The organism is Microbacterium sp. NPDC055903 (assembly GCF_053615555.1).
In genome coordinates this window covers 280,449-303,555 of record NZ_JBSHCA010000001.1, presented here as the reverse complement: position 1 = coordinate 303,555, position 23,107 = coordinate 280,449, and the positions used below count along the sequence as shown (strand labels likewise).

19 protein-coding genes and 1 riboswitch are annotated in these 23,107 nt (G+C 69.9%); of the genes, 7 read left to right on the top strand and 12 right to left on the bottom strand.

The window, feature by feature from the left end; translation table 11 throughout:
• Positions 1-326: 326 nt before the first annotated feature.
• Together ACWGJP_RS01425 and ACWGJP_RS01420 are read right to left on the bottom strand one after the other, a co-directional pair.
• The gene (locus tag ACWGJP_RS01425) at positions 327-1,517 is read right to left on the bottom strand and encodes an N-acetylglucosamine-6-phosphate deacetylase (RefSeq protein WP_452327966.1); all 1,191 of its coding nucleotides are present in this window, start codon (positions 1,515-1,517) and stop codon (positions 327-329) included.
• On the bottom strand, positions 1,472-2,962 hold the full coding sequence (locus ACWGJP_RS01420) for a family 20 glycosylhydrolase (RefSeq protein WP_452327965.1): 1,491 nt from the start codon (positions 2,960-2,962) through the stop codon (positions 1,472-1,474). The genes ACWGJP_RS01425 and ACWGJP_RS01420 overlap by 46 nt, the downstream gene beginning before the upstream one ends.
• A gap of 63 nt (positions 2,963-3,025) precedes the next feature.
• A riboswitch (ZMP/ZTP riboswitch) is annotated at positions 3,026-3,109 on the top strand.
• A 60-nt stretch (positions 3,110-3,169) separates the two neighbouring features.
• Here ACWGJP_RS01420 and glyA point away from each other — a divergent pair.
• Both glyA and ACWGJP_RS01410 read left to right on the top strand, forming a co-directional pair.
• Positions 3,170-4,444, top strand: a complete 1,275-nt coding sequence (gene glyA, locus ACWGJP_RS01415) for a serine hydroxymethyltransferase (protein ID WP_452327964.1) — start codon at positions 3,170-3,172, stop codon at positions 4,442-4,444.
• Complete coding sequence (locus tag ACWGJP_RS01410; protein WP_452327963.1) at positions 4,441-5,328, top strand: bifunctional methylenetetrahydrofolate dehydrogenase/methenyltetrahydrofolate cyclohydrolase; 888 nt, start codon at positions 4,441-4,443, stop codon at positions 5,326-5,328. Before glyA ends, ACWGJP_RS01410 begins: the two co-directional genes overlap by 4 nt.
• On the opposite strand, the gene ACWGJP_RS01405 is transcribed toward ACWGJP_RS01410, so the two are convergent.
• Complete coding sequence (locus ACWGJP_RS01405; RefSeq protein ID WP_452327962.1) at positions 5,329-5,889, bottom strand: hypothetical protein; 561 nt, start codon at positions 5,887-5,889, stop codon at positions 5,329-5,331. It lies immediately after the preceding gene.
• A gap of 75 nt (positions 5,890-5,964) precedes the next feature.
• Here ACWGJP_RS01405 and ACWGJP_RS01400 point away from each other — a divergent pair, with 75 nt between their 5' ends.
• Positions 5,965-7,308, top strand: coding sequence for an anaerobic C4-dicarboxylate transporter (locus tag ACWGJP_RS01400; protein ID WP_452327961.1), 1,344 nt, complete (start codon positions 5,965-5,967; stop codon positions 7,306-7,308).
• A 3-nt stretch (positions 7,309-7,311) separates the two neighbouring features.
• On the opposite strand, the gene ACWGJP_RS01395 is transcribed toward ACWGJP_RS01400, so the two are convergent.
• The 6 genes from ACWGJP_RS01395 to ACWGJP_RS01370 all read right to left on the bottom strand — a co-directional run bounded on the left by ACWGJP_RS01395 (position 7,312) and on the right by ACWGJP_RS01370 (position 14,138).
• Complete coding sequence (locus ACWGJP_RS01395) at positions 7,312-8,400, bottom strand: N-formylglutamate amidohydrolase (RefSeq protein ID WP_452327960.1); 1,089 nt, start codon at positions 8,398-8,400, stop codon at positions 7,312-7,314.
• A 69-nt stretch (positions 8,401-8,469) separates the two neighbouring features.
• Positions 8,470-9,198 (bottom strand): DUF6882 domain-containing protein, encoded by a 729-nt coding sequence (locus tag ACWGJP_RS01390; protein ID WP_452327959.1) that lies wholly within the window; start codon positions 9,196-9,198, stop codon positions 8,470-8,472.
• A gap of 22 nt (positions 9,199-9,220) precedes the next feature.
• Positions 9,221-10,459 (bottom strand): MFS transporter, encoded by a 1,239-nt coding sequence (locus tag ACWGJP_RS01385; protein ID WP_452327958.1) that lies wholly within the window; start codon positions 10,457-10,459, stop codon positions 9,221-9,223.
• Positions 10,460-10,528: 69 nt separating this feature from the next.
• Positions 10,529-11,857, bottom strand: a complete 1,329-nt coding sequence (gene xylB / locus ACWGJP_RS01380) for a xylulokinase (protein WP_452327957.1) — start codon at positions 11,855-11,857, stop codon at positions 10,529-10,531.
• Positions 11,857-13,047, bottom strand: a complete 1,191-nt coding sequence (xylA, locus tag ACWGJP_RS01375; protein WP_452327956.1) for a xylose isomerase — start codon at positions 13,045-13,047, stop codon at positions 11,857-11,859. Before xylA ends, xylB begins: the two co-directional genes overlap by 1 nt.
• A 95-nt stretch (positions 13,048-13,142) precedes the next feature.
• Positions 13,143-14,138 (bottom strand): LacI family DNA-binding transcriptional regulator, encoded by a 996-nt coding sequence (locus ACWGJP_RS01370; protein WP_452327955.1) that lies wholly within the window; start codon positions 14,136-14,138, stop codon positions 13,143-13,145.
• A gap of 146 nt (positions 14,139-14,284) precedes the next feature.
• Between ACWGJP_RS01370 and ACWGJP_RS01365 the strand changes: the two genes are divergently transcribed.
• From ACWGJP_RS01365 to ACWGJP_RS01350, 4 genes are read left to right on the top strand one after another with little or no spacing between them, the layout of a single operon-like run.
• The gene (locus ACWGJP_RS01365) at positions 14,285-15,577 is read left to right on the top strand and encodes an extracellular solute-binding protein (RefSeq protein ID WP_452327954.1); all 1,293 of its coding nucleotides are present in this window, start codon (positions 14,285-14,287) and stop codon (positions 15,575-15,577) included.
• A gap of 8 nt (positions 15,578-15,585) precedes the next feature.
• Positions 15,586-16,602 (top strand): carbohydrate ABC transporter permease, encoded by a 1,017-nt coding sequence (locus ACWGJP_RS01360; RefSeq protein ID WP_452327953.1) that lies wholly within the window; start codon positions 15,586-15,588, stop codon positions 16,600-16,602.
• 53 nt (positions 16,603-16,655) lie between these two features.
• Positions 16,656-17,504: a carbohydrate ABC transporter permease gene (locus ACWGJP_RS01355; RefSeq protein ID WP_452329478.1), complete on the top strand. Its 849-nt coding sequence runs from the start codon at positions 16,656-16,658 to the stop codon at positions 17,502-17,504.
• Between the two features lie 24 nt (positions 17,505-17,528).
• Entirely contained in the window at positions 17,529-19,922 is a 2,394-nt protein-coding gene (locus tag ACWGJP_RS01350) for a beta-xylosidase/alpha-l-arabinosidase (protein WP_452327952.1), read from the top strand.
• Between the two features lie 42 nt (positions 19,923-19,964).
• Here the strand turns inward: ACWGJP_RS01350 and ACWGJP_RS01345 are convergent, their stop codons facing one another.
• The 3 genes from ACWGJP_RS01345 to ACWGJP_RS01335 are packed head-to-tail and all read right to left on the bottom strand — an operon-like array spanning position 19,965 to position 23,098.
• Positions 19,965-20,819, bottom strand: coding sequence for a carbohydrate ABC transporter permease (locus tag ACWGJP_RS01345; protein WP_452327951.1), 855 nt, complete (start codon positions 20,817-20,819; stop codon positions 19,965-19,967).
• Positions 20,819-21,766: a carbohydrate ABC transporter permease gene (locus tag ACWGJP_RS01340; RefSeq protein ID WP_452327950.1), complete on the bottom strand. Its 948-nt coding sequence runs from the start codon at positions 21,764-21,766 to the stop codon at positions 20,819-20,821. Before ACWGJP_RS01340 ends, ACWGJP_RS01345 begins: the two co-directional genes overlap by 1 nt.
• 9 nt (positions 21,767-21,775) lie before the next feature.
• Entirely contained in the window at positions 21,776-23,098 is a 1,323-nt protein-coding gene (locus ACWGJP_RS01335) for an ABC transporter substrate-binding protein (RefSeq protein ID WP_452327949.1), read from the bottom strand.
• Positions 23,099-23,107 lie beyond the last annotated feature (9 nt).

Below are 23,107 nucleotides of genomic sequence, written 5' to 3'. Positions count from 1 at the left end.
CTCTCCGATTTCCCAGCCTGGCCAGCCCCGGATCCAGGTCGCAGCGGATTCCCTGGAACGGCGCGGAAAAGAAAATCCGAAAAAATCTCGTGTTCCGCGTAATGGATCCGTGATCGGCCCGTCCCTTACATCGGAGAACACTGCAGGACGCCACCGGGGGGCGGTGTCCGAACAGTTCCGATGCAGGGGGCAACTGCATCGGTTCAGGTGGGCTCGGGGTCCTCGGGGGAGGAGCCCCTGAGCCCGCCTGCTCCATACAAGGGGGAATCGAGGCCGCCGCCGCTGGGGAGCGCGGCGGCCTCCCAGCCCCTTCTGCTGCGCCTCGGTCACGGCACGGGACGGCCGTCGCTCCAGACGCGGCGCACACGAAGCCGTGCGTCCAGCAGCACCGCATCCGCCGTGCGGCCCGCCTCGAGCAGCCCGTGCGCATCGCCGAACCCGACGGCATGCGCGGGGGTCGAGGTCAGGGCGCGCACGGCCGCGGGGAGCGGCACACCGGCGCTCACCGTGCGACGCAGGGCCACGTCCTGGGTGAGCGTCGAACCGGCGATGTCGCCTGTGGCGTCCGTCCTCGCGATGCCGTCGCGCACGGTGACCCGCACGGCGCCGAGGTCGTAGCCGCCGTCGGCGGCGCCGGCCGCGGCCATCGCATCCGTGACGAGGGCGATCCGATCCGGCGCGGTGTCGAACAGCAGCTTCACCACGAGCGGGTTCAGATGCACGTCGTCGGCGATCGCCTCGAGGACGACCCTGCGGTCCGCCGCGGCGGTCAGCACGGGGCCCGGAGCGCGGTGGTGGATCCCAAGCATCGCGTTGAAGGCGTGCGTGAGGATCGTCGCCCCCGCGTCGAAGGCGCGCACGGCGATCTCGGCGTCCGCCGCCGTGTGCCCGACGGCCGCCGCCGCGCCGTGCGCGACGATGAGGCGGATCGCGTCCATCCCGCCGGGGAGCTCCGGGGCCACCGTCACCTGGCGCACCGTGCCTCGTCCGGCATCCAGCAGGCGCTGCACGTCCTCCGGCGTGGGGCTGCGCAGCAGCGACGGCTCATGCGCCCCGTGATGACCGGGGTCGAGGAACGGTCCCTCCAGGTGCGAGCCGAGGATGCCGGAATCCGAGGCGACGAGATCGGCGATGTCGGCGACGCGGCGTGCGAGGTCCGGCACGGGAGCGGTGACGAGGGAGATCACGGCGCGGGTCGTCCCGTGGGCGAGATGCAGGGCACGTGCCGTCCTGATCGCCTCCACGCCGTCGTCGTAGGCGGCGCCTGCGCCGCCGTGGCCGTGGATGTCCACGAATCCGGGCACGAGGATCGCGCCCTCCTCGGCATCCGAGACCGCGTCCACGACGGTCTGCGCTGGCGGATGCTCGCCACGGCCGACGTCGCTGACGCGCCCGTCCTCGAAGAGCACCCAGGCGTCCTCGAGGTCCGTGTCGCCGGAGACCACACGGACGGAGTGGATCAGGGTGGAGCTCACCGGGCGCTCCAGTCGATCTCCAAGGGGCGGTGCCCTCCCCATCCTGCGGCGTCCCATACCGTGCCGAGCCGTCCGATCCGGGCGCGGAAGCCCTCCCAGCCCTTCGCGGAAGCGGGCGACCAGGCGATCTCGGCGAGGGCGGCGGCGCGGGGGAAGAAGAGCTGATCGATGTCGTCCAGCGAGGCGAGCGTCTCGGCCCAGAGCGGTCCCTCGATGCCCAGGATCGCATCATCGGACAGGCCGGGGACGAGCCCTGACGGCTCCCAGCCGTACGCCGTCTCGAGGTCGATGAGCGCAGCCCAGTCGAGGCCGAGCGGGAAGGCCTCGTCGTACTTCTGGTCGAGGTAGGCGACGTTCGAGGGGGAGAGCACGACGGAGCCGCCGCGCTCCGCGAACGCCCTGGCGTGCGCGATCTGCTGCGCGGTCGGCGCCGCGCTGCCCCAGAACTGCCCGATCGTTCCCGTCGCGACGTCCGCGGACCCGGCCTCGTGCCAGGCCATCGGCGTCTTGCCGAGCGCCGTCACCAGGGCTGTCACGCGCTCGATGAAGGCGTCGAAGTCGGCAGGGTCGGTGCCGAGGGCCTCATCTCCGCCGATGTGCAGGTAGGGGCCGGGGGTGAGCTCGGCGATCTCGGAGAGCACGTCGGTCAGCAGCTCCCACGTCGGCGCGTGGTGGATGCGGACGGAGGAATGCCCGACGCCCCAGCCCTGGTACGGCTCTCCTCTGACGGGGAGCGGCTGGCCCAGCTGCGCGGACTGGGCGAGCAGGGCTTCGCCGAGCACGGGTTCCTCCACGAGGTCAGGGTGGGCCACACCGATCGCGTGCGTGTGGCCGGGGAGGTCGATCTCAGGGATCACGATCATGTGGTGCGCCGCGGCGTACGAGACGATCTCGCGGTAGTCGTCCCTGGTGAAGAAGCCGCCTGGCCGACCCAGCGCAGCCGTCGTCGAGGCGCGCTCGGCGAGCAGAGGACGGCTCTCGACCTCGATGCGCCACCCCTGGTCGTCGGTGAGATGCAGGTGCAGGCGGTTGAACTTGAGGGCGCTGGCGCGGTCGATGAACGCCTTCACGGTGTCGAGGTCGAAGAACGTGCGCGCCACATCCAGCATCACGCCACGGTGAGCGAACCGGGGTGCGTCCTCGATCGTCAGACGGGGGAGCACGCCGTCTGCGGAGAGCAGCTGACGCAGGGTCTGGATGCCGTAGAAGAGTCCGGCCTCGCCGCCGGCGATCTCGACGCGATCCCCGATGACGAGCCGGTAGCCTTCGCCGAGGTCGCCGGTCGCGTGGAGCACGATGTCTGCGGCAGACGCCTCGCCGGATGCGGTGTCGAGGCGGAGCCCGGCGCGCTCCTGGACCGCTTCGGCGAGCACGACCGCGGTGGCGCGCGTCTCTTCGTCGGCGAGGATGCGACTGGCCGTCGTCAGGGCGAGGACACCGGTGTCCTCGATGACGGACGAGGGGATCGGGACAAGTGGCAGGACCATGAACAAAACCTACCCGCAGACGGGTCTGCGGCCAAGAGCGGGGGCGGGGAAGTTCGGCTATGCTCAAACCGTCGCGACTGGCGTCTGGGTGGGTCACCACCGGGGAGCGACCGTTACGGAATTCGACCGCGCGCCTGGGCCGATGCGTGTGGACACGTGCGCTGGGCGGACGTGATCATCGACCGATTTCGAACGAAAGAGAGCGCCATGACCGATCCGTACTTCAACGCCCCGCTGTCCGAGGTAGACCCGGAGATCGCCGAGGTCCTCGAGCGCGAGCTGAACCGCCAGCGCGGGTACCTCGAGATGATCGCCTCGGAGAACTTCGTCCCCGTCTCGGTGCTTCAGTCGCAGGGCTCCGTGCTGACGAACAAGTACGCCGAGGGCTACCCCGGTCGCCGCTACTACGGCGGCTGCGAAGAGGTCGACGTCGCCGAGGAGCTGGCCATGCAGCGCGCGAAGGACCTCTTCGGCGCGGAGTTCGCCAACGTGCAGCCGCACTCCGGTGCGAGCGCCAACGCGGCCGTCCTGCACGCGATCGCCCGGCCGGGCGACACCCTTCTCGGCCTCTCGCTCGACCACGGCGGCCACCTCACCCACGGCATGAAGATCAACTTCTCCGGCCGCCTGTACGACATCGTCGCCTACGGAGTGAACCCGGAGACCTCCATCGTCGACATGGACGAGGTCCGCCGCCTCGCCATCGAGCACAAGCCGAAGGTCATCATCGCCGGCTGGTCGGCGTACCCGCGCCAGCTCGACTTCGCCGCCTTCCGCGCGATCGCGGACGAGGTCGGCGCGCTGCTCTGGGTCGACATGGCGCACTTCGCCGGGCTCGTCGCCGCGGGTGTCCACCCGAACCCTGTGCCGCACGCGCACGTCGTCTCCTCGACGGTGCACAAGACCATCGGCGGCCCGCGCTCCGGCTTCATCCTCACCAACGACGCCGACCTCGCGAAGAAGATCAACTCCGCCGTCTTCCCCGGTCAGCAGGGCGGCCCGCTCATGCACGTGATCGCCGCCAAGGCGACGGCGTTCAAGCTCGCCGCGACCGGCGAGTTCAAGGAGCGCCAGGAGCGCACCCTGCGCGGAGCGGCCATCCTCGCCGAGCGCCTCGGCCGTGAGGACGTCGCCGCTGCGGGTATCAAGGTCCGCTCCGGCGGGACCGACGTGCACCTCGTGCTCGTCGACCTGCGCGATGCCGAGATCGACGGCAAGCAGGCGGAGGACCTCCTGCACGACATCCGCATCACGGTGAACCGCAACGCCGTGCCGAACGACCCTCGCCCGCCGATGGTCACCTCCGGTCTGCGCATCGGCACGCCCGCGCTCGCCACCCGCGGCTTCGGCGACGCCGAGTTCACCGAGGTGGCCGACGTCATCGCGCTCGCGCTGCTGCCCGGCGCTGACGTCGAGGCGCTCCGAGCGCGTGTCGACGCGCTCGCAGCGGCGTTCCCGCTCTACCCGGGTCTCGCGCAGTGACCGCTGTCGTCCTCAACGGCAAGGCGGCATCGGCGGCGATCAAGGCCGAGCTCGCCGAGCGCGTCGCGGCCCTGGCCGAGCAGGGCATCGTCCCCGGCATCGCCACCGTGCTCGTCGGCGCCGATCCGGCATCCCAGCTCTACGTGGGGATGAAGCACCGCCAGTCCGAGGCGATCGGGATGAACTCGATCCAGCGCGAGCTGCCAGCCGACGCAACGCAGGAAGAGGTGCTCGCCCTCATCGACGAGCTCAACGCCGATCCTGCCTGTCACGGCTACATCGTGCAGCTCCCGCTGCCGAAGCACCTCGACACGGATGCGATCCTGGAGCGCATCGACCCTGCCAAGGACGCCGACGGGCTGCACCCGACGAACCTCGGCCGTCTCGTGCTGAACGTCAACGCCCCGATCCGCACCCCGCTGCCGTGCACGCCCAGGGGCGTCATCGAGCTGCTGATGCGCAACGGCTACGACCTGAACGGCAAGCACGTCGTCGTCGTCGGTCGCGGCGTCACGATCGGCCGTCCGATGGGTCTGCTGCTCACCCGGCGCGACATCAACGCGACGGTGACGCAGGTGCACACCGGCACGCCGGACATGTCGCCGTACCTGCGCGAGGCCGACGTCATCGTCGCCGGAGCGGGCGTCAAGCACCTCATCCGCGCGGAGGACGTCAAGCCCGGCGCGGCCGTGCTCGATGTCGGCGTCACCCGCGAGACCGACCAGGAGACCGGCAAGAACAAGGTCTTCGGAGATGTCCACCCCGATGTGGCCGAGGTCGCGGGCTACCTGTCGCCGAACCCCGGAGGCGTCGGTCCGATGACCGTCGCCCTGCTCATGACGAACGTCGTCGAGGCCGCGGAGCGCGCGGCGCAGACCGCCTGATCAGAGCTCGTCGAGCATCCGCCGCTGCTCGGGGGTGAGCCCATCATCGAGCTCCCTCCGGGCGGCGTCGGTCGACTGCGCGTCGGTCGCCGGCGCGGTCGCCGCGCCTGCACCGGGCGTTGTCGTGCGGCCGCCGACCCTGGTCTGGACGGCGTCGTACAGCTCCGAGGCCTTGGCCTCGATGCGGTCGTCGACCCGGTCGTAGATCACCCAGGCGATGAGCAGCATCACCGGGGGCAGCACATAGCCCCAGAACCAGTCGGTGACGCCCACGCCGCTCAGCCACACCGTCAGCACCCACACGATCAGCTCCACGAGGAAGACCAGCACGTACTGCACGGTCTTCTCGCCCGCCTTCGTCCTGGAGGTCGCCGACTTCGCCGCCGCGCCGCGGAAGATGCGCAGCAGCAGCGGCTTGAGGGCCAGCGTCGCCGCCGTCAGCACGATCGCCGCCCAGAGCACCGCCCAGCCCACGCTGACCGGGGTCAGCCAGCCGATGAGCAGCAGGACGACGACGTTGAACGCGTAGAGCGAGACGACGCGCACGAGCCAGTTCTTCATGCCTTCAGCCTCGCACAGTGCGCGACGCTCCGATATACCGGTACGCTGAGCGCGTTCGACGACCGGAGGAGACCCGTGGACATCGCCCTGTTCGTGCTTCAGCTGCTCGTCGTCCTCGGATGCATCGTGATGGGTACGCGGTCCAGCGGCGTCGGGCTCGGCCTCTGGGGCGGCACCGGCGTCGCCATCCTCGTCTTCGTCTTCGGGCTCTCGCCCGGATCGCCTCCGGTGGACGCGCTGCTCATCGTGCTCTCGGTCGTGCTCGCCGCATCCATGATGCAGGTCGCCGGCGGGATCGACTGGATGGTGTCGGTCGCGGCCAGGCTCATCGCGCGCAATCCCAAGCAGATCACTCTCGTGGCGCCCCTCGTCGCCTTCCTCTTCTCGGTCGGGGCCGGAACCTCGAACATCCTCTACCCGCTGCTGCCCGTCATCCAGGACCTCGCCTACCGCAACGGCATCCGCCCGTCTCGGCCGCTGTCGCTCTCGGTGGTGGCGACCGGCGTCGCGCTCGCGTGCAGCCCTGTCTCCGCGGCGATGGCGGCGATGGTGACCCTCACCGACACGGCGCCGTGGGACTTCGAGCTCATCGACATCCTGAAGGTCACGATCCCTGCGGCCATCGTCGGCATCGTGCTCTCCTCGTTCGTCGTGAACCGGCTCGGCAAGGACCTCGCCGACGACGAGGAGGTCCAGGCGCGCATCGCGCGCGGCGAGCTCACCCCGCCTCGCGCGGGAGCGGCCGAGGTGAAGGCGGACGTCACGGTCACGACGGCGGGACGCAATGCCGCGATCACCTTCCTTCTCGGCGTTCTGGTCATCGTCGCCTTCGGCCTGTTCAAAGGCATCCGCCCGCTGGATGCCGCAGGCGACCCCGTCGGGATGACGCCGATCATCGAGATCGTGATGTTCCTGACGGGAACCGTGATCCTCCTCGTGTCCAGGCCCAAGGTCGCCGAGGTCCCCACCGCGACCGTCTTCAAGGCGGGCATGGTGTCGGCCATCGCCCTGTTCGGTCTCGCGTGGCTCACCGACACCTTCCTCTCGGCGCACACGGAGCTCATCGCCGACGGCGTGGGCGGGCTGGTCGGAGCGGCTCCCTGGATCTTCGCGCTCGGCGTCTTCCTCGTCTGCGTGCTCACCACGAGCCAGTCCACCGCCACGAGGACGATCGTCCCCATCGGTCTCGCCGCGGGCATCCCGCTCGGCCTGCTCAGCGGCATGTGGGCCGGTGCCTTCGCCGGCATCTACCTCCTGCCGACGAACGGCTCGCAGATCGCCGCGGCGAACTTCGACACCTCGGGCACGACCAAGCTCGGCACGAAGCTCGTGGATCACTCGTTCTTCGTGCCGACGCTCGTCCTGGCCGTCACCACGATCGGCGCAGGGGCGCTGTTCGGGGTGCTCTGGGGCGGCTGAGCGTCAGAGCTGCCGGTACAGGTCCCAGGTGCGGCGGCAGGCCGCCGCGAGCGCTGCGACGTGCTGCGGGTCCTCGGTGATCCAGTCCGTTCCCGCGCGGTGCAGTTCGGCAGTGGCGGAATCGCCGAGCAGGTACTCGCGGAGGAACTCCGCCTGGACGGCGTCGAGCTGCGCTCCGACGGCATCTGCTCGCTCGGTGAGCTCCGCGAAGCGCCGTCCGGCCGACAGGATCTCCTGGCTGCCGAGGTACGGGGTGTTCAGGGCGACATCCGCCGGGTCGTCGACCCGGAAGCCGGCGCGGTGCGCCTCCGCGAGAGCGCGCAGCCGGGTGGGCGACATGGTGGGCGGATCGGCAGGGTCCCGCTCTTCGCCCGCGGTGTCACCGCGGTTCGAGAGCGCGACGACACGGGGGAGCCGATCCTTCTCCTCGCGCGCGACGACGACGGCGCCCTCCCTCGTCGTCGTCGTGTTCATCGTGTCGTGGAACGAGAGCCGGGTGAAGCGGCCGCCGTGCTCGAGGCGGCGTGCCAGGAAGCGCTCGGTGAGATCGTCCCGGATGCGCTCGTAGACGCCGAGTCCGCGCTCTCCGACCTCGACGAAGGTCTCCACGAGCCGGTGCAGCCCGGCATCCGCCTCCGGCACCTCGAGGATCGGGAAGAACGAGAAGGTGACGGGGCGGATCGCGTCGACGCCGCTGAGATCCACCTTCTGCCATGCGCCGGCGGCCCTCGTGCGCTCGATCGCCGCGGTGAGGTCCGCGGCCACATCGGCTGGTTTGGCGCGGTTGGGGTCGCGGACGAGTCGCGGGTGCGGGTTGAGCACGGCGACGACCTTCGGGTCCTCGGCCGCCCAGCGGCGTACGATCGCGTCGGTCGCGACGTCGGTGAAGTCGTACTGCAGCCGCCTGGTCAGCGCGGGGGAGAGGAACTCCGCGATCTCCTCGGGGATCGCAGCTCCCGCGTGGGGACAGCTGATGAGCACGTCCGCGTCCGCGATCGCCTCGTCGAGGGTGCGGTTCTCGCGGTCGGCGTAGACGACGATGTCGTCCTCGGTGAACACGGTGCCGGCGGGGATGAGATCGAGGGCGCTCATGCGGTCATGCTAGCCGCGCGTGACCTCCCGGCGCACGCCCCCGCCGGAACGACCCTGCGCCTGCTCGGCTCAACCGGCGGCAGGGGCGAGCGAGCCCTCGATGCCGGTGATGCGCGCCTGCTCGTCGAAGCGGAACGTCGTCGATCCCGTGGCGTCGCTGACCACCGCACCGCCGAAGGCCTCGTCGGTCCACTGCAGGTTCCACCCGGCCAGCCGCGCCGCGTCCCATACCGCCGAGCGCGCGTCGTTCAGCGCGAGATCCGCGAGGATGCGGGGGATCACCAGGGTCGCCGCAGCGACGGTGACCGGCTCCACCGGCGCGTCGAGCAGGAACACCGCGCGGGTGCCGCCGCCGACGGGAGCCGAGTAATAGGGGGAGCGCCCGGTGATCTCCACGGCGACGGCGCCGATCTGATGCGCCGCCTGCGCGATCCACTCCTCGGCATCCGCTGGTGCCTCGGTCGGGAAGGGCAGCTCGGCCTCGGACAGCTCGGCGATGCCGTACTGCCGGCCGTAATCGCGCAGCTGCGCTGCGACGCCCTGCGCATCACCCTGCGGGTGCGCCCACGCCCACAGCAGCGACCGCGGCCCCGGGGCGAGCGTCGCGATGAGGTGCGGGCGCGCGACGATCTGTCGGGTGGCGTCCTCGTTCGAGGTGAACGTCAGCGTTCCCGCGGTCATGTCCGCGTCCCAGCGGTTGTCGCCGAGGGCGTCGGTGGCGCTGGAGAGCGCGTCCTGACGCAGGGCGGCGAAGAGCGCGGCGCGATCGGCGAGGGGCTGGAGTGCGGCGAAGGTCATGTCCCCAGTCTGGCCGGAGATCCTATGAGTCCGCCACCTGCGCGGGTGAGGTCTGCGTCCTGCCCATGCGCCACACGGACGGCACGGCGAGGGCCGACAGGGCGCACGCCGCGTAGACGACGGCGGAGACCGTGAGCACGGTGCGGATATCCGCATGCGTGATCAGCCAGCCGTAGACGAGCGTCCCGATCGGCATCACCACGAAGCTGCCGAGCATGTCATAGCTGGCCACCCGCGAGAGCTTGTCACCGGGGATGTTCTCCATCATCGCCACGTTCCAGCCGGTGTGGAACACCTCCATGCCCGCGCCGGCGATGAAGGCCGCGATCACGAGGAGGACGACGGCGGGGTGCAGCCCCAGCACGGTGAGGGGTATCGCGAACACCGCCATCCCGAGCATCCCGAGGCGCAGCGGGCGGCGAAGCGGTACCCACATCAGCAGCAGCGTCATGACCAGCACGCCGACGCCCTCCGCGCTCACGACCCAGCCCCAGCCCTGGATGCCCAGCAGATCGTCGTTCTTCGCGATGTAGGGCCCCGCGATGCCCCAGGCGCCGACGTGCACGGCGTTCATGACCATGAAGGCGAGCACGACCGCCCACAGCCACGACCGGCCCCAGAACTCGTTCCAGCCGATGCGGAGATCGCGCAGCAGCGATGAGCCGCCGACTCCGGCCGGCGGAGGCAGGCGCACCTGCGCGAGGATCGGGATGGCGATCAGCCAGCCCAGCGCCTGGACGACCATGGCCCACGCCGGCCCCGCCGTGGCGACGAGGATCCCCGCGATCACCGGGCCGCCGATCGTGACCGCGGAACGGACGAAGGACAGCATGGCGTTGGCCTGCTGCAGATGCTCAGGGGTCGTGAGCTGCGGGATGATGCCCTGCATCGCGGGCAGCACGAACGCGGAGGAGGCGCCGTTGACGACGGCGAGGAGGGCGAGCCACGGCACGGTCGCCGTCCCCGTGAACAGCAGCGTCGCCATCGTGCCGACCGAGAGGATGTCCACGACGTAGCAGCTCTGGATGATCAGCGCTCGCGGCATCCGGTCGGCGATGACGCCGCCGAAGAGGATGAAGACGATGTTGCTCACCGTGAAGGCGGTGAGCACGTACGACAGCGAGCGGGCATCGTTGTCGATCTCCAGGACGGCGAAGGCCAGCGCGATCGACGACATCGATCCGGTGATCAGGGTGATCGCACGTGCGATGAAGAACCAGCGGAAGCCTCTGTCCTGCATCGCCGCGAGCCCGCGCATCATCGGGGCGTCCTCGTCTTCGGCATCCGCTCATCCTGTCACGGGCGGGTGTGGCAGGACGAGCGGATCAGCTCACCACGCGGGGCGGGTGCCGCTCAGAGCCCAGGCGGCCTGGATGGCCGCGCCCTGGGCGACGTACTCACCCGGCTCGGGGACGACCACGGGTGCATCGAAGATCTCGGCGGCGATCGCCGCGACGGCAGGGCTCTGCGCTGCGCCGCCGATGAGCAGGATGCGTCGCACCTCGACGCCCTGGCGGCGGATGGCGTCCAGTCCGAAGGCCAGGCCGCCCAGCACCCCCTCGATCGCGGCGCGGGCGAGGTTCTCCCTCGTGGTGGAGGCCAGGGTCATCCCGGAGAGCGTCGCCGTCGCATCAGGGCGGTTCGGCGTGCGCTCGCCCTCGAACCAGGGCTGTAGATGCAGGCCCGCCGCTCCTGGCGCTGCGGACAGGGCGAGGCGGGAGAACTCCTCGTGGTCCACACCGAGGAGGGCGGCCGTCACGTCGAAGACCCGTGCCGCGTTCAGGGTCGTCACGATCGGGAGTCTGCCTCCCGCCGCATCGGCGAAGCCGGCGACGGTGCCTGACGCATCGGCGATCGCGGCCTCGGTGATCGCGAACACCGTCCCGCTGGTGCCGATCGAGACGCCGACATCGCCGGCGACGGCCCCCATGCCGAGGGCGGCTGCGGCGTTGTCGCCGGCGCCGGCTGACACGACGATGCCGTCCGGGCCAGGCACGTGCTCGGCAGGGCCGAGGACGCGGGGAAGGATGACGTCTGCGGCGTCGCGACGCAGGGCGAGGCTCAGCAGCTCTCTGTCGTAGGCGTCGGCGACCGGGTCGAAGTAGCCGGTGCCGCTGGCGTCCGAGCGATCAGTGACGAGTTCGTCGAGCACGGGGCCGAGCGGCGATTCGTCCGCGGGACCGTAGCCGCGCAGTCGCCAGGTCAGCCAGTCGTGCGGCAGCGCGACAGCGGCGACACGCGCCGCGTTCTCCGGTTCGGCGTCGGCGAGCCAGCGCAGCTTGGTGACCGTGAACGAGGCCACAGGCACGAGGCCGGTGCGGGCCGCGTGCGCTTCGGCGCCGACCTCGTCGACCAGCGCGGCGGCGGCATCGGCCGAGCGGGTGTCGTTCCACAGCAGCGCCGGTCGGATCACGCGGCCGTCTGCGTCGAGCGCGACCATGCCGTGCTGCTGGCCGCCGATGCCGATCGCGTCGACATCACCGAGACCTCCCGCCTCGGTGAGCGCCTCGGTGAGCGCCTCCCACCACGCGGACGGGTCGACCTCGGTCCGCTCGGGGTGCGAGGCGCGCCCCGAGCGGACCACGGTGCCGGTGTCGAGGTCGCGGACGACGACCTTGCAGCTCTGCGTCGACGAGTCGACGCCCGCGACCAGCGTCATCAGCGCGCGCCGAGCAGGTGCTCGGTGGCGAGCTGCTGGAGGCGAACGAAGCCGAAGCCCTTGCCGCCGAGGTAGGCGTTCGCGTCGAAGTCCTCGTAGGCGCTGCGGTCGGCGAGGAAGTCGTCGTAGCTCTCGCCCTGGTTCAGCGTGGGCACGGAGAGCTCGTCGACGCGCGCGGCGGCGAGTGCCTCCTGCACCTCGGGGTCGGCGCGGAAGGCCGCGGCGCGCTCCTTGAGCAGCAGGTAGGTGCGCATGTTGGCTGCCGCCGACGCCCAGACGCCGGTCTCGTCCTCGGTGCGGCTGGGCTTGTAGTCGAAGTGGCGGGGGCCGTCGTAAGCGGGCACACCGTTCGGGCCGCCGTTCTCGAGCAGATCGACGAGCGAGAAGGCGTTGTGCAGGTCGCCGTGGCCGAACACGAGGTCCTGGTCGTACTTGATGCCGCGCTGACCGTTGAGGTCGATGTGGAAGAGCTTGCCGTGGTAGAGCGCCTGCGCGATGCCCGCGGTGAAGTTGAGCCCGGCCATCTGCTCGTGACCGACCTCGGGGTTGACGCCGAACAGCTCGGAGCGCTCGAGCGAGTCGATGAAGGCGATGGCGTGCCCGAGCGTGGGGAGCAGGATGTCGCCGCGGGGCTCGTTGGGCTTCGGCTCAATCGCGAAGCGGATGTCGTACCCCTTGTCGGTGACGTAGTCGCCGAGCAGGTTCACGGCCTCGCGGTAGCGCTCCAGCGCTGCGCGGACATCCTTGGCGGAGTCGTACTCGGCGCCCTCGCGGCCGCCCCACATCACGAAGGTCTTGGCGCCGAGCTCCGCGCCGAGGTCGAGCTGGCGGAAGACCTTGCGCAGCGCGTAACGGCGTACGGCGCGGTCGTTCGAGGTGAAGCCGCCGTCCTTGAAGACCGGGGCGCTGAAGAGGTTGGTCGTGACCATCGGAACGACGAGACCGGTGTCGGCGAGCGCGCCCTTCAGGCGATCGATCTGGGTCTGGCGCTCTGCGTCGGTGGACCCGAAGGCGAACAGGTCGTCGTCGTGGAAGGTCAAGCCGTACGCGCCGAGCTCGGCGAGCTTCTCCACCGCGTGCACGACGTCGAGCGCGGGGCGCGTGGGGCCGCCGAAGGGATCGGTGCCGTTGTAGCCGACCGTCCAGAGACCGAAGGAGAACTTGTCATCGCGGGTGGGAGTGAGGGACATGGCTGCATCGCTTTCAACGTCGATGGTGAATTGTTGTGAGCAAAAACATATCAGCGCAGCGCGGGGAGCGCAATGCTGCGGGCGCGGCGAGGTCGTCAGCGGCGGATCGGAGCCGTCGAGGCGCGGATGACGAGCTCGGCGGGCATGCGCACGTGCTCCGGCGTCCCTCCGTCGAGCATCCCGAGCAGCATCCGCACCGCGGCGGCCCCCATCTCGCCCAGCGGCTGGCGCACCGTCGACAACTGCGGCGTCGCGGCCGCCGCCTCGGGGATGTCGTCGAAGCCGATCACCGAGAGATCCGATGGCACCCTCAGGCCGCGCTCCTCGGCGACGCGGATCATCTCCAGGGCGGACAGGTCGTTCGCCGCGAACACCGCCGTCGGAGGCTCGTCGAGATCGAGCAGTGCGCGAGCGCCCTCCGTCGTCGCCGCCGCACGATAGCCGCCGTCCACGACAAGGAGGGGATCGAAGGGGATGCCCGCCTGATCGAGCGCCGAACGGTACCCGCTCTCGCGCTGCTGTGCGGATGCCAGATCGGTGCGCCCGCGGACGTGGGCGATGCGGCGATGCCCGAGCTCGATGAGGTGCCTGGTCGCATCGCGGGCTGCGTCGGCGTTGTGCACGGCGACGGTCGCCGGGCCGTCAGGGCCGGCGTAGGGATCGACGGCGACAACCGGCACCTGCGCCTGAGCGGGCGTGGTCGGCGTGACGAGGATCGCCCCGTCGATGAGCGTCCCGCCCAGGCGCGACAGCGAGCGGCGCTCCCATCCCGTGTGATCGCCCGCCGACACGGTTCCGGCGAACGCGAGCACGTCGTACGGGGTGTCCTGGAGGGCGGTGGAGACGCCCCGCAGCAGCTGGAGTGCGAAGGGCTCGAACTCCGCGACGAGCACGCCGATCACGTGCGTGCGGCCGCGCCGCATCGAGGTCGCCACGAGCGAGCTCTCATAGCCGAGCTCGGCGACCACGCTCATCACGTGGGCGTGCGTGGCGGCGGACACGCCATCGCGTCCGTTGATCGTCTTCGACACGGTGGCGACCGAGACGCCGGCGGCGCGGGCGACGTCCGTGATGGTCGGGCGAGCGTTCATACCCTCAGCCTAACGAAGAGAAAACGTTATCGATATCGTTTGACATGCGCGCGTCGCGGTGTCAGAGTGGGCCGCACAACACATTGGTGTGGCTGGCAACAAATCGGCGTTTCGGCCGCACGACTCGATGAAGAGGAGAACACAGCATGACGATGCGCAAGGCATGGGTCGCCGGCGCGGCCCTGGCTGCGGTGGGGATGCTCGGCCTGACGGCGTGCACCGGCACCGGCGGTGGCGAGGCCGAAGGCGGCGCGACCACGCTCACGATGTGGCACAACTCGACGACCGGCGACGGGAAGCAGTACTGGGCCGATGCGGCCGAGGCCTTCCACGAGGCCAACCCTGACGTGACGATCGAGGTCGTCTCGATCCAGAACGAGGACATGGACGGAAAGCTGCAGACCGCGGCGAACTCCGGCGAGATGCCGGACATCTTCATGGCGCGCGGCGGCGGCAAGCTCGCCGACATCGTCAGTGCCGGCAAGGTGAAGGACCTCACCGACCTCATCGACGACGATGTGGCGTCGGCCTTCGGCGACGCTCCGTTCAGCGCCTTCACGGTCGACGGCAAGATCTACGGCGTGCCGAGCTCCGTGCTGCCCGGCGGCATCTTCTACAGCAAGGACCTCTTCGCCGAAGCAGGCATCGAGACAGAGCCGACCACCGTCGACGAGCTCGAGGATGCCGTGCAGAAGCTCAAGGACGCAGGCATCGCCCCCATCGCGCTCGGCGCGAAGGACGCCTGGCCCGCTGCGCACTGGTACTACTTCTTCGCGGTGCGCGCGTGCGATCAGGACGTCGTGCAGAACCTCGCGACGGACCCCGACTTCTCGGACGGATGCTGGCTGGAGGCGGCCGAGAACCTCGCCGACTTCGCCGAGACCGAGCCCTTCAACGACGGGTTCCTCACGACCTCCGCACAGCAGGGGGCCAACTCGTCGGCGGGCCTCGTCGCCAACCACAAGGCCGCCATGGAGCTCATGGGCGCCTGGAACGTCGGCGTCATCGCGAGCCTCACCCCCGACCAGCAGCCGCTGGCCGATCTCGGCTGGTTCCCGTTCCCGGAGGTCGACGGCGGCGCCGGTGCCGCCGGCGCCATGATGGGCGGTGTGGACGGCTACTCCTGCTCGGCGGATTCGCCTGCCGCGTGCGAGGAGTTCCTGAACTTCGTGTCGTCGCAGGAATGGCAGGAGAAGTACGCCACCGCCTTCCAGACCATCCCCGCCAACCAGGACGCGACCGGCGCGGTCACCGACCCGTCCCTCGTCCCGCTCATGGAGGCGTACAGCCAGGCGCCATACGTCTCGCTCTGGCTGGACACCGCGCTCGGGCAGAACGTCGGAAACGCCCTGAACACCGGCATCGTGGAGATGCTCGCAGGTCAGGGAGATCCGCAGAAGCTCGTGGACGGCATCGCCAACGCCGCAGCGAGGGGCTGAGCCGGATCATGACACGAACCCAGGCGCCGGGGGACACCTCGGCACCTGTGGGGAGCACGCCGGCCGGGATCGAGACGCCCTCGATCCCGGCCAGGCGGACGCCGCGTCCCGACTGGCGCAAGCGCGGCGAGATCGCCCTCCTCACAGGCCCCGCTCTGCTCGTCTTCGTCGGCTTCGTCATCTTCCCGGTGGCGATGGCGGCCTTCTACGGCTTCTTCCGGTGGAACGGCTTCGGCTGGCCCACCGAGTTCGTCGGCTTCGACAACTACGTCCTCATGCTGCAGGACGAGACCTTCCGCGCCGCCGTCACCCACAACTTCGTCATCGTGGTGCTCTCGCTCGTCATGCAGGGGCCGATCGCGATCCTGTTCGCGCTGCTGCTGAACCAGAAGATCCGCGGGCGGAGCGTCATCCGCGTCCTCATCTTCATGCCCTACGTCATCGCGGAGGTCGTCGTCGGAACGGGCTGGAGCCTCATGCTCCAGGACGCCGGCGCGCTGAACTCCCTCCTGGAGAAGTGGGGTCTCGGCCACCTCGCGCAATCGTGGATCGCCGACCCGTCGATCGCGATGTGGTCGCTGATGATCATCATCACCTGGAAGTACATCGGCTTCGCCGTGATCCTCATGCTCGCCGGCATGCAGTCGATCCCGGAGGAGCTCTACGAGGCGGCGGCCATCGACGGCGCCGGCTTCTGGAAGGCGCAGTGGAGCATCACCCTGCCGCTGCTCGGGCCGACCATCCGCATCTGGGCGTTCCTGTCGATCATCGGCTCGCTCCAGCTCTTCGACCTCGTCAACATCATCTGGGGGCAGTACATCGCCGCGACCGCCGGCACCTCGACGATGGCGACGTACATGTACCAGAACGGTCATCTGGCCGGCAACTACGGCTTCGGCAACGCGGTCGCCGTGATGCTCTTCCTCATCTCGCTCGTCGTGGCGCTGCTCTACCAGCGCTTCGTGCTCCGACGCGACACCGAGGGAGCACTCACCGGCGACAGCGGAAAGGCGCGCAGGCGATGACCGACACACTGAAGACCTCCGTCGCGATCCAGGCCGTCGGCTCCGGCGGGCGGATGGGCGCGCGGAGCAGGAGATCCGCCTCCGGCATCCGATGGGGCAGCCCAGGGGTGTATCTGCTCGCGCTCGTGCTCATCACGATCTGCATCACCCCGGTGCTGTACATCATCATCGGCGGCTTCCGCACCAACGCGCAGATCACCGTCGACCCCTCCGGCTGGCCGGCTCCGTGGCAGCTCGCCAACTACACCGACGTCCTCGTGAGCCCCGAGTTCTGGACCGCCATGCGCAACTCCACGATCTCGGCGATCGGCACGACCGTGGGCACCGTGGCCCTCGGCGTGATGGCGAGCTACGTCATCGCGCGGTACGAGTTCGGCGGCAAGGCGGCCCTGTACGCGCTGTTCGCGGCGGGGCTGATGTTCCCCGCGACGGTGGCGATCACCCCGCTCTACCTGCTGATCCGCAATCTCGGGCTGGTGAACAACCTCGCCGGCATCATCCTCCCGCAGATCGCCTTCGCCCTGCCGACGACGATCATCATCCTCGTACCGTTCCTCAAGGCGATCCCGAAGGAGCTCGAGGAGGCGGCATCGATCGACGGGGCATCGCGCCTCGGGTTCTTCTGGCGGATGGTGGTGCCGCTGAGCCTTCCCGGCGTGATCACGGTAGGCATCCTCGCCTTCATCGGCGCGTGGAACGGATACATGCTCCCGCTGTTCATCCTGAACGACCCCGACCTGTTCACGCTGCCGCTCGGCGTGCAGAGCTTCGCCTCGCAGTACTCCGTGGACACCGCGCGAGTACTGGCGTACACCTCGCTGTCGATGCTGCCCGCCCTGATCTTCTTCAGCCTCTTCGAGCGCCGCATCGTCGGCGGTCTGACCGGTGCGGTCAAGGGCTGAGCGAACTGCGAGATGGAGAGAAGAATGACCGCGGACATCCCCGCGTACCCGACGACGGCGTCCGAGCAGGTGCGGATGCTGCTCGCGCAGATGACGCTCGAGGAGAAGGCCGCGCAGGTCGTCGGCTACTGGCTCGACCAGGGCGGAGAGCTCGTCGCGCCGATGGCAGATGAGATGGCGTCGTCCTCAGCCTCCGGCGCACTGGCGGAGATCACCCGCGACGGCATCGGGCACTACACCCGCGTGTACGGCACTCGACCCGTCGATCCGGCCGACAGAGCGGCGTGGCTGTGGAACGAGCAGCGCCGGCTGAAGCGGGAGACGCGCCTCGGCATCCCCGCGCTCGTGCATGAGGAGTGCCTGACGGGGCTCGCCGCATGGAAGGCCGCCACCTTCCCCACCCCGCTCGCCTGGGGGGCATCCTTCGACGCCGAGCTCGTCGGCGAGATGGCGGCGCTGATCGGCGCGTCGATGCGCGAGCTCGGCATCCATCAGGGCCTCGCTCCCGTGCTCGATGTCGTGCGCGATCCGCGCTGGGGCAGGGTGGACGAGTGCATCGGCGAGGACCCGTACCTCGTCGGCACGATCGGCACCTCCTTCGTCCGCGGCCTGCAGTCCGCGGGCGTGCACGCGACGCTGAAGCACTTCCTCGGCTACTCGGGTTCGAAGGCGGGGCGCAATCACGCCCCGGTCTCCGCAGGCGCTCGCGAGGTATCGGATGTGTTCCTGCCCCCGTTCGAGATGGCGATCCGCGACGGCGGAGCACGCGGCGTGATGAACAGCTACACCGAGATCGACGGCGTTCCCGTCGCATCCGACCCCGAGCTGCTCACGACCCTGCTGCGCGAGCGGCTCGGCTTCGACGGCGTCGTGGTCGCCGACTACTTCGCCGTGGCCTTCCTCGAGGTCATGCACGCCGTCGCCGCCGACAGGAGTGAGGCCGCCGCTCTCGCGCTGACCGCGGGCATCGATGTCGAGCTCCCGTCCGGCGATGCCTACCTCGCCCCCCTCATCGACAGGGTGCGCTCCGGCGCCTTCGATGAGCGCTACCTCGACCGCGCTGTGCTGCGCGTGCTGATGCAGAAGGAGCAGCTGGGCCTGCTCGACCCAGAGGCCTTCGAGGGCGAACCGCCGTCCGCCGTCGACCTTGACGCCCCGCGGCATCGCGAGGTCGCGAGGCGACTCGCGGCAGAGTCGATCGTGCTGCTCGCGAACGATGGTGCACTCCCGCTCTCGCGGGAGGCGCGGCGCATCGCGCTCATCGGGCCGAACGCCGACAGTGCAGAGGCGCTGCAGGGCTGCTACTCCTTCGCCAACCACGTGCTCGCGCACCACCCTGGGCACGAGATCGGCATCGAGATCCCCACGGTGCGCGAGGCGCTCGCCGCGGCACTGCCGGACGCGGACATCGTGCACGTGCGCGGTGCCGACGCCGAGGGCTCCGACCGATCAGATTTCGAGGAGGCGGCAGAAGCGGCTGCCGCCTCCGACGTCGCGATCGTCGTGGTCGGCGACCGGGCGGGGCTGTTCGGCCGCGGCACGGTCGGCGAGGGCAACGACGTCGACGACCTGGAGCTGCCGGGAGTGCAGCGCGAGCTCGTCGCCCGCGTCGCCGCCACGGGCACCCCCGTCGTCCTCGTGCTGCTCACCGGACGTCCCTATGCGATCGAGTGGGCGCTCGACGGCGAGCAGCCGAAGCCCGCCGCTGTTCTGCAGGCCTTCTTCCCCGGCGAAGAGGGGGCGGCGGCGATCGTCGACGTGCTGGTCGGCTCCTCCGTACCGTCGGGGCGGATGCCGGTCAGCCTGCCGCGCTCCGCCGGTGCGCAGTCGTACAGCTATCTGCGCCCGATCCTCGGCGGCGCGAGCGATGTGACCTCCGCGGATCCGACGCCCCTTCGACCGTTCGGGTTCGGGCTGTCGTACACCACGTTCGACTACGGCGACTTCGCGGTGGACGCCTCGGCAGCCACGGACGGCGCGTTCACGGCATCCGTCACGGTGACGAACACCGGTGAGCGGGATGCGGTCGAGGTCGTCCAGCTCTACGGACGCGACCCTGTGGCCTCGGTGACCAGACCCGTGGCGCAGCTCATCGCCTATGCGAGGGTCGCGGTGCCGTCCGGCGGCAGCAGGCGAGTGCGCTTCGAGGTGCCGACGACGCGCTTCGCGTTCACCGATCGCCGCATGCGGCGCGTCGTCGAGCCGGGTGAGGTGCAGGTCTGGGCGGCCGCGCACTCCGAGGCGCTCGCCTCCTCGGCCGCGTCCGACGCGACCGGCGGCGCGATCTCCAACCGCAGGCGCGGGGCGCGGCGCAGCCTGCCGGGAGCCGCGACGGCGGCGCGCAGCGTCTCTCTGATCGGACCGGTGCACGAGGTGACTCCAGCGGACCAGCGGATCGTCTCCGTGACGCTCGGATGAGCGGCCGTCCGCCGGCAACCCGCGTGCCGGCGGACGAGGCGTTCAGCCCTTCAGGCCTCCGGCCAGCACATCGAGCTTCCAGTACCGCTGAAGGCCCAGGAAGAGGATCACCAGAGGCACGATCGCGATCAGAGAGCCCATGATCACCATCGTGTACAGCGCCGGCTGACCCGCGCCGCGGTTCAGCAGCGAGAACAGCCCCAGCGTGATCGGGTACATGCTCTCGTCGGAGAGCATGATGTTCGGCAGCATGAAGTTGTTCCAGATCGCGATGAACTGCAGCAGGAACACCGTCACCAGCCCCGGCGCCATCAGTCGCAGGCCCACCCGGAAGAACAGCCGCATCTCGCTGGCGCCGTCCAGACGCCCCGCCTCGAGCAGCTCACCGGGAACACCGGAATCCGCGAACACCCGGCAGAGGTAGATGGAGAACGGGCTGATGAGCGAGGGCAGCAGCACCGCCCAGTACGTGCCGGTGAGATCGACGCTGGAGAGCAGGAGATACTGCGGGATGGCCAGTGCGACCTGGGGGATGAGGACCCCCGCGAGGATGAGCTTGAACACCGCCTCGCGTCCGCGGAACGAGTACTTCGCGAGGGCGTAGCCTGCGGCCGCGGCGACGAGCACCGAGACGATCGCGCCGACGCCGGCGTACAGCAGAGTGTTGAGGATCCACCGCCCGTAGACGCCGTCGCCGTAGGCGAACAGCTTGGCCAGGTTCTCGGTGAAGCCTCCGGTGAAGCTCGGCACGAAGCCGGAGGTGCTGAACAGCTCGCCGGACGTCTTGGTGGCGGCGACGACGATCCAGAGAGCGGGAAGGACGCAGTACAGCGCCCCCACGATGAGGATCGTCGTCGCGCCCCAGCCTCCGGCGAGGCGCTTCTTTGTGGCATCCATCAGGACACCCCTTCCTGGAACCGGCGGGAGACGCGCATGACGACGGTCGAGACGACGAAGGTCAGCGCGGCCAGCAGCACCGACTCCGCGGCGGCGAGATAGGTGTTGTTGAGGACGAAGGCATCGTTGTACACCTTCATCATCGGCATCCAGTTGCTCGTGATGGCGTACGAGATCGTGCTCAGGGCGGTCGGCTCGTTGTAGACCTGGATCATCGCGATGAGGGCGAAGATGAGCGTCATCACGATCGCCGGCGCGATCAGCGGCACCTTGATGCGCAGTGCGATGCGCAGTTCGGAGCATCCATCGATCCTGGCCGCCTCGTAGATCTCGGAGGGGAGCGAGCGCAGCGCCGTGTACAGGATGATCATGTTGAAGCCGGTGCCGCCCCAGATCGCGATGTTCGCGGTCGAGAACAGCACCGTCGACGCGCCGAGGAAGTCGGGCGTGCCCCAGCCCAGCGCCTCGAAGGCCTGATGGATCGGGCTCACGCCGGGGAGATAGATGAAGCCCCACATCAGCGAGGCCAGCACGCCTGGCACCGCATAGGGCAGGAAGATGAGGATGCGCCACAGCGCCCTGCCGCGGGTCCGGCCGTAGTCGAGGAGCAGGGCGAACAGCAGAGCGAGCCCGAACATGACGACGACGACGATCAGGCCGTAGCCGAGCATGCGGCCCATCGCCGACCAGAACGTGCCGTCCGACAGCACGGCGGTGTAGTTCGCGAGTCCCGCGAACACCTCCTCGCGCTTGCCGAGCAGGCCGCCGCCGGCGACCTGGTTCTCGCGGAAGCTCAGCCAGATCGAATAGCCGATCGGGGCGAGCATGAACAGCGCGAGCAGGACGAGCGCCGGGGCGAGCAGCAACCAGGGCGTCCGCGCCGGGATGAGCCGGCGCGGACGGCGCCCGGCGCGCGAACGCGCCGGGGCCGTCTGAGGTGCGGACACGAGCGTCGCCTACTCGGCTACCGGGTAGCCCTGGGCCGCGAGGTCCGCGGCGCTGGCCTCGTCGATGCCGCTCAGCGTGGCCGAGATCGGCGTCCCCTCCTCGATCGCGGTGGCGAAGGCGTCCTTCATGGTCGAGAACGTGTAGTTCACGTTCGGCGACCAGAGGAAGCCCTGCGCGTCGTCCGCGGCGCTCGCGGCGAGCTGCCAGAAGTCCTCCTGCCCTTCGAGGATGCCAGGCGTCGACGTCGTCGCGGCGTACTCCTGGCCGACGGTCGCCGCGGGGTACAGGCCGGCCACGTCGACGAGCTGGGACGTGCCCTCCTCGGAGGTGTACAGCCAGGTGAGGAACTTCGCCGCGGCGTCGTGGTGCTCGCTCGTCGCGGAGATCGCGGAGGAGGACCCGCCCCAGTAGCCGGTCGTGGTGTCGCCCTCCTGCCAGGTCGGCAGCGGCACGGCGCGCCAGCTGCCCGCCGTGTCAGGGGCGATGCCCTCGAGCACTCCGGCGCCCCAGACCGGGGCGATCCAGGTCAGCAGGTCGCCTGTCGCGAGCTCGGAGTTCCACTCCGCCGAGTAGGTCGGCGAGGTCGAGAGGAGATCGGCATCCAGCAATCCACCCCAGTAGTCGGCGACCTCGCCGGTGGGTGCGTCGTCGATGTCGACGGCCCAGCTGCCGTCCTCATCCGCCCACCACTGGGCGCCCGCCTGCTGGGCGAGCCCGGCGAACCAGCCGGGATAGGTCGCGTCGAACGAGGTGATGCGGGACTCGGGGGATGCGGCGGCCACTGCCTCGGCGGCAGCGGCGAACTCGTCCCAGGTGGTGGGGACGTCGATGCCCAGTTCGTCGAAACGATCGGTGCGCACGTACATCATGAGAGGACCGACGTCGCCGGGGACGGCGTAGGACGCGCCGCCCCAGGTCACCTGATCCCAGGCGGCCGCGGGCATGGCGTCCTGCAGGTCGGCGACGTCGTCGCTGAGGTCGGCGACGATCTCGTTGGAGACCAGCACTGGCAGCGACTGGTACTCGACCTGCATGACGTCGGGGAGGTTGCCCGCCTTCGCGGCGGTGACGATGCGGGTGACGAGGTCATCGCCCTCGGCATTGCCGTCGACGGTGACCTGGATGTCCGGGTTCTCCGCATTCCAGACGTCCACGACGCTCTCGATGTCGGTGGCCCAGCTCCAGTACGTCAGCTCGACGGGACCGCCGGCGTCGGCATCGCCGCCTCCGCCGGAGCAGCCCGCGAGGGCCAGGGGGACGATCGCCGCGATGGCGGCGGGGATGAGGATGCGGCGGCGCAGCGTTGCGCGGCGGGCGGATGTGGCGTTCATGCTCTCTTC

What these genes read in the sequence shown, in the direction of transcription:
- ACWGJP_RS01425 (WP_452327966.1), bottom strand. Translation starts at nt 1,517, where the DNA reads ATGGGGAGGGCACCGCCCCTTGGAGATCGACTGGAGCGCCCGGTGAGC.
- ACWGJP_RS01420 (WP_452327965.1), bottom strand. Translation starts at nt 2,962, where the DNA reads ATGGTCCTGCCACTTGTCCCGATCCCCTCGTCCGTCATCGAGGACACC.
- glyA (WP_452327964.1), top strand. Translation starts at nt 3,170, where the DNA reads ATGACCGATCCGTACTTCAACGCCCCGCTGTCCGAGGTAGACCCGGAG.
- ACWGJP_RS01405 (WP_452327962.1), bottom strand. Translation starts at nt 5,889, where the DNA reads ATGAAGAACTGGCTCGTGCGCGTCGTCTCGCTCTACGCGTTCAACGTC.
- ACWGJP_RS01395 (WP_452327960.1), bottom strand. Translation starts at nt 8,400, where the DNA reads ATGAGCGCCCTCGATCTCATCCCCGCCGGCACCGTGTTCACCGAGGAC.
- ACWGJP_RS01390 (WP_452327959.1), bottom strand. Translation starts at nt 9,198, where the DNA reads ATGACCTTCGCCGCACTCCAGCCCCTCGCCGATCGCGCCGCGCTCTTC.
- ACWGJP_RS01385 (WP_452327958.1), bottom strand. Translation starts at nt 10,459, where the DNA reads ATGATGCGCGGGCTCGCGGCGATGCAGGACAGAGGCTTCCGCTGGTTC.
- xylB (WP_452327957.1), bottom strand. Translation starts at nt 11,857, where the DNA reads ATGACGCTGGTCGCGGGCGTCGACTCGTCGACGCAGAGCTGCAAGGTC.
- xylA (WP_452327956.1), bottom strand. Translation starts at nt 13,047, where the DNA reads ATGTCCCTCACTCCCACCCGCGATGACAAGTTCTCCTTCGGTCTCTGG.
- ACWGJP_RS01370 (WP_452327955.1), bottom strand. Translation starts at nt 14,138, where the DNA reads ATGAACGCTCGCCCGACCATCACGGACGTCGCCCGCGCCGCCGGCGTC.
- ACWGJP_RS01365 (WP_452327954.1), top strand. Translation starts at nt 14,285, where the DNA reads ATGACGATGCGCAAGGCATGGGTCGCCGGCGCGGCCCTGGCTGCGGTG.
- ACWGJP_RS01360 (WP_452327953.1), top strand. Translation starts at nt 15,586, where the DNA reads ATGACACGAACCCAGGCGCCGGGGGACACCTCGGCACCTGTGGGGAGC.
- ACWGJP_RS01355 (WP_452329478.1), top strand. Translation starts at nt 16,656, where the DNA reads ATGGGCGCGCGGAGCAGGAGATCCGCCTCCGGCATCCGATGGGGCAGC.
- ACWGJP_RS01350 (WP_452327952.1), top strand. Translation starts at nt 17,529, where the DNA reads ATGACCGCGGACATCCCCGCGTACCCGACGACGGCGTCCGAGCAGGTG.
- ACWGJP_RS01345 (WP_452327951.1), bottom strand. Translation starts at nt 20,819, where the DNA reads ATGGATGCCACAAAGAAGCGCCTCGCCGGAGGCTGGGGCGCGACGACG.
- ACWGJP_RS01335 (WP_452327949.1), bottom strand. Translation starts at nt 23,098, where the DNA reads ATGAACGCCACATCCGCCCGCCGCGCAACGCTGCGCCGCCGCATCCTC.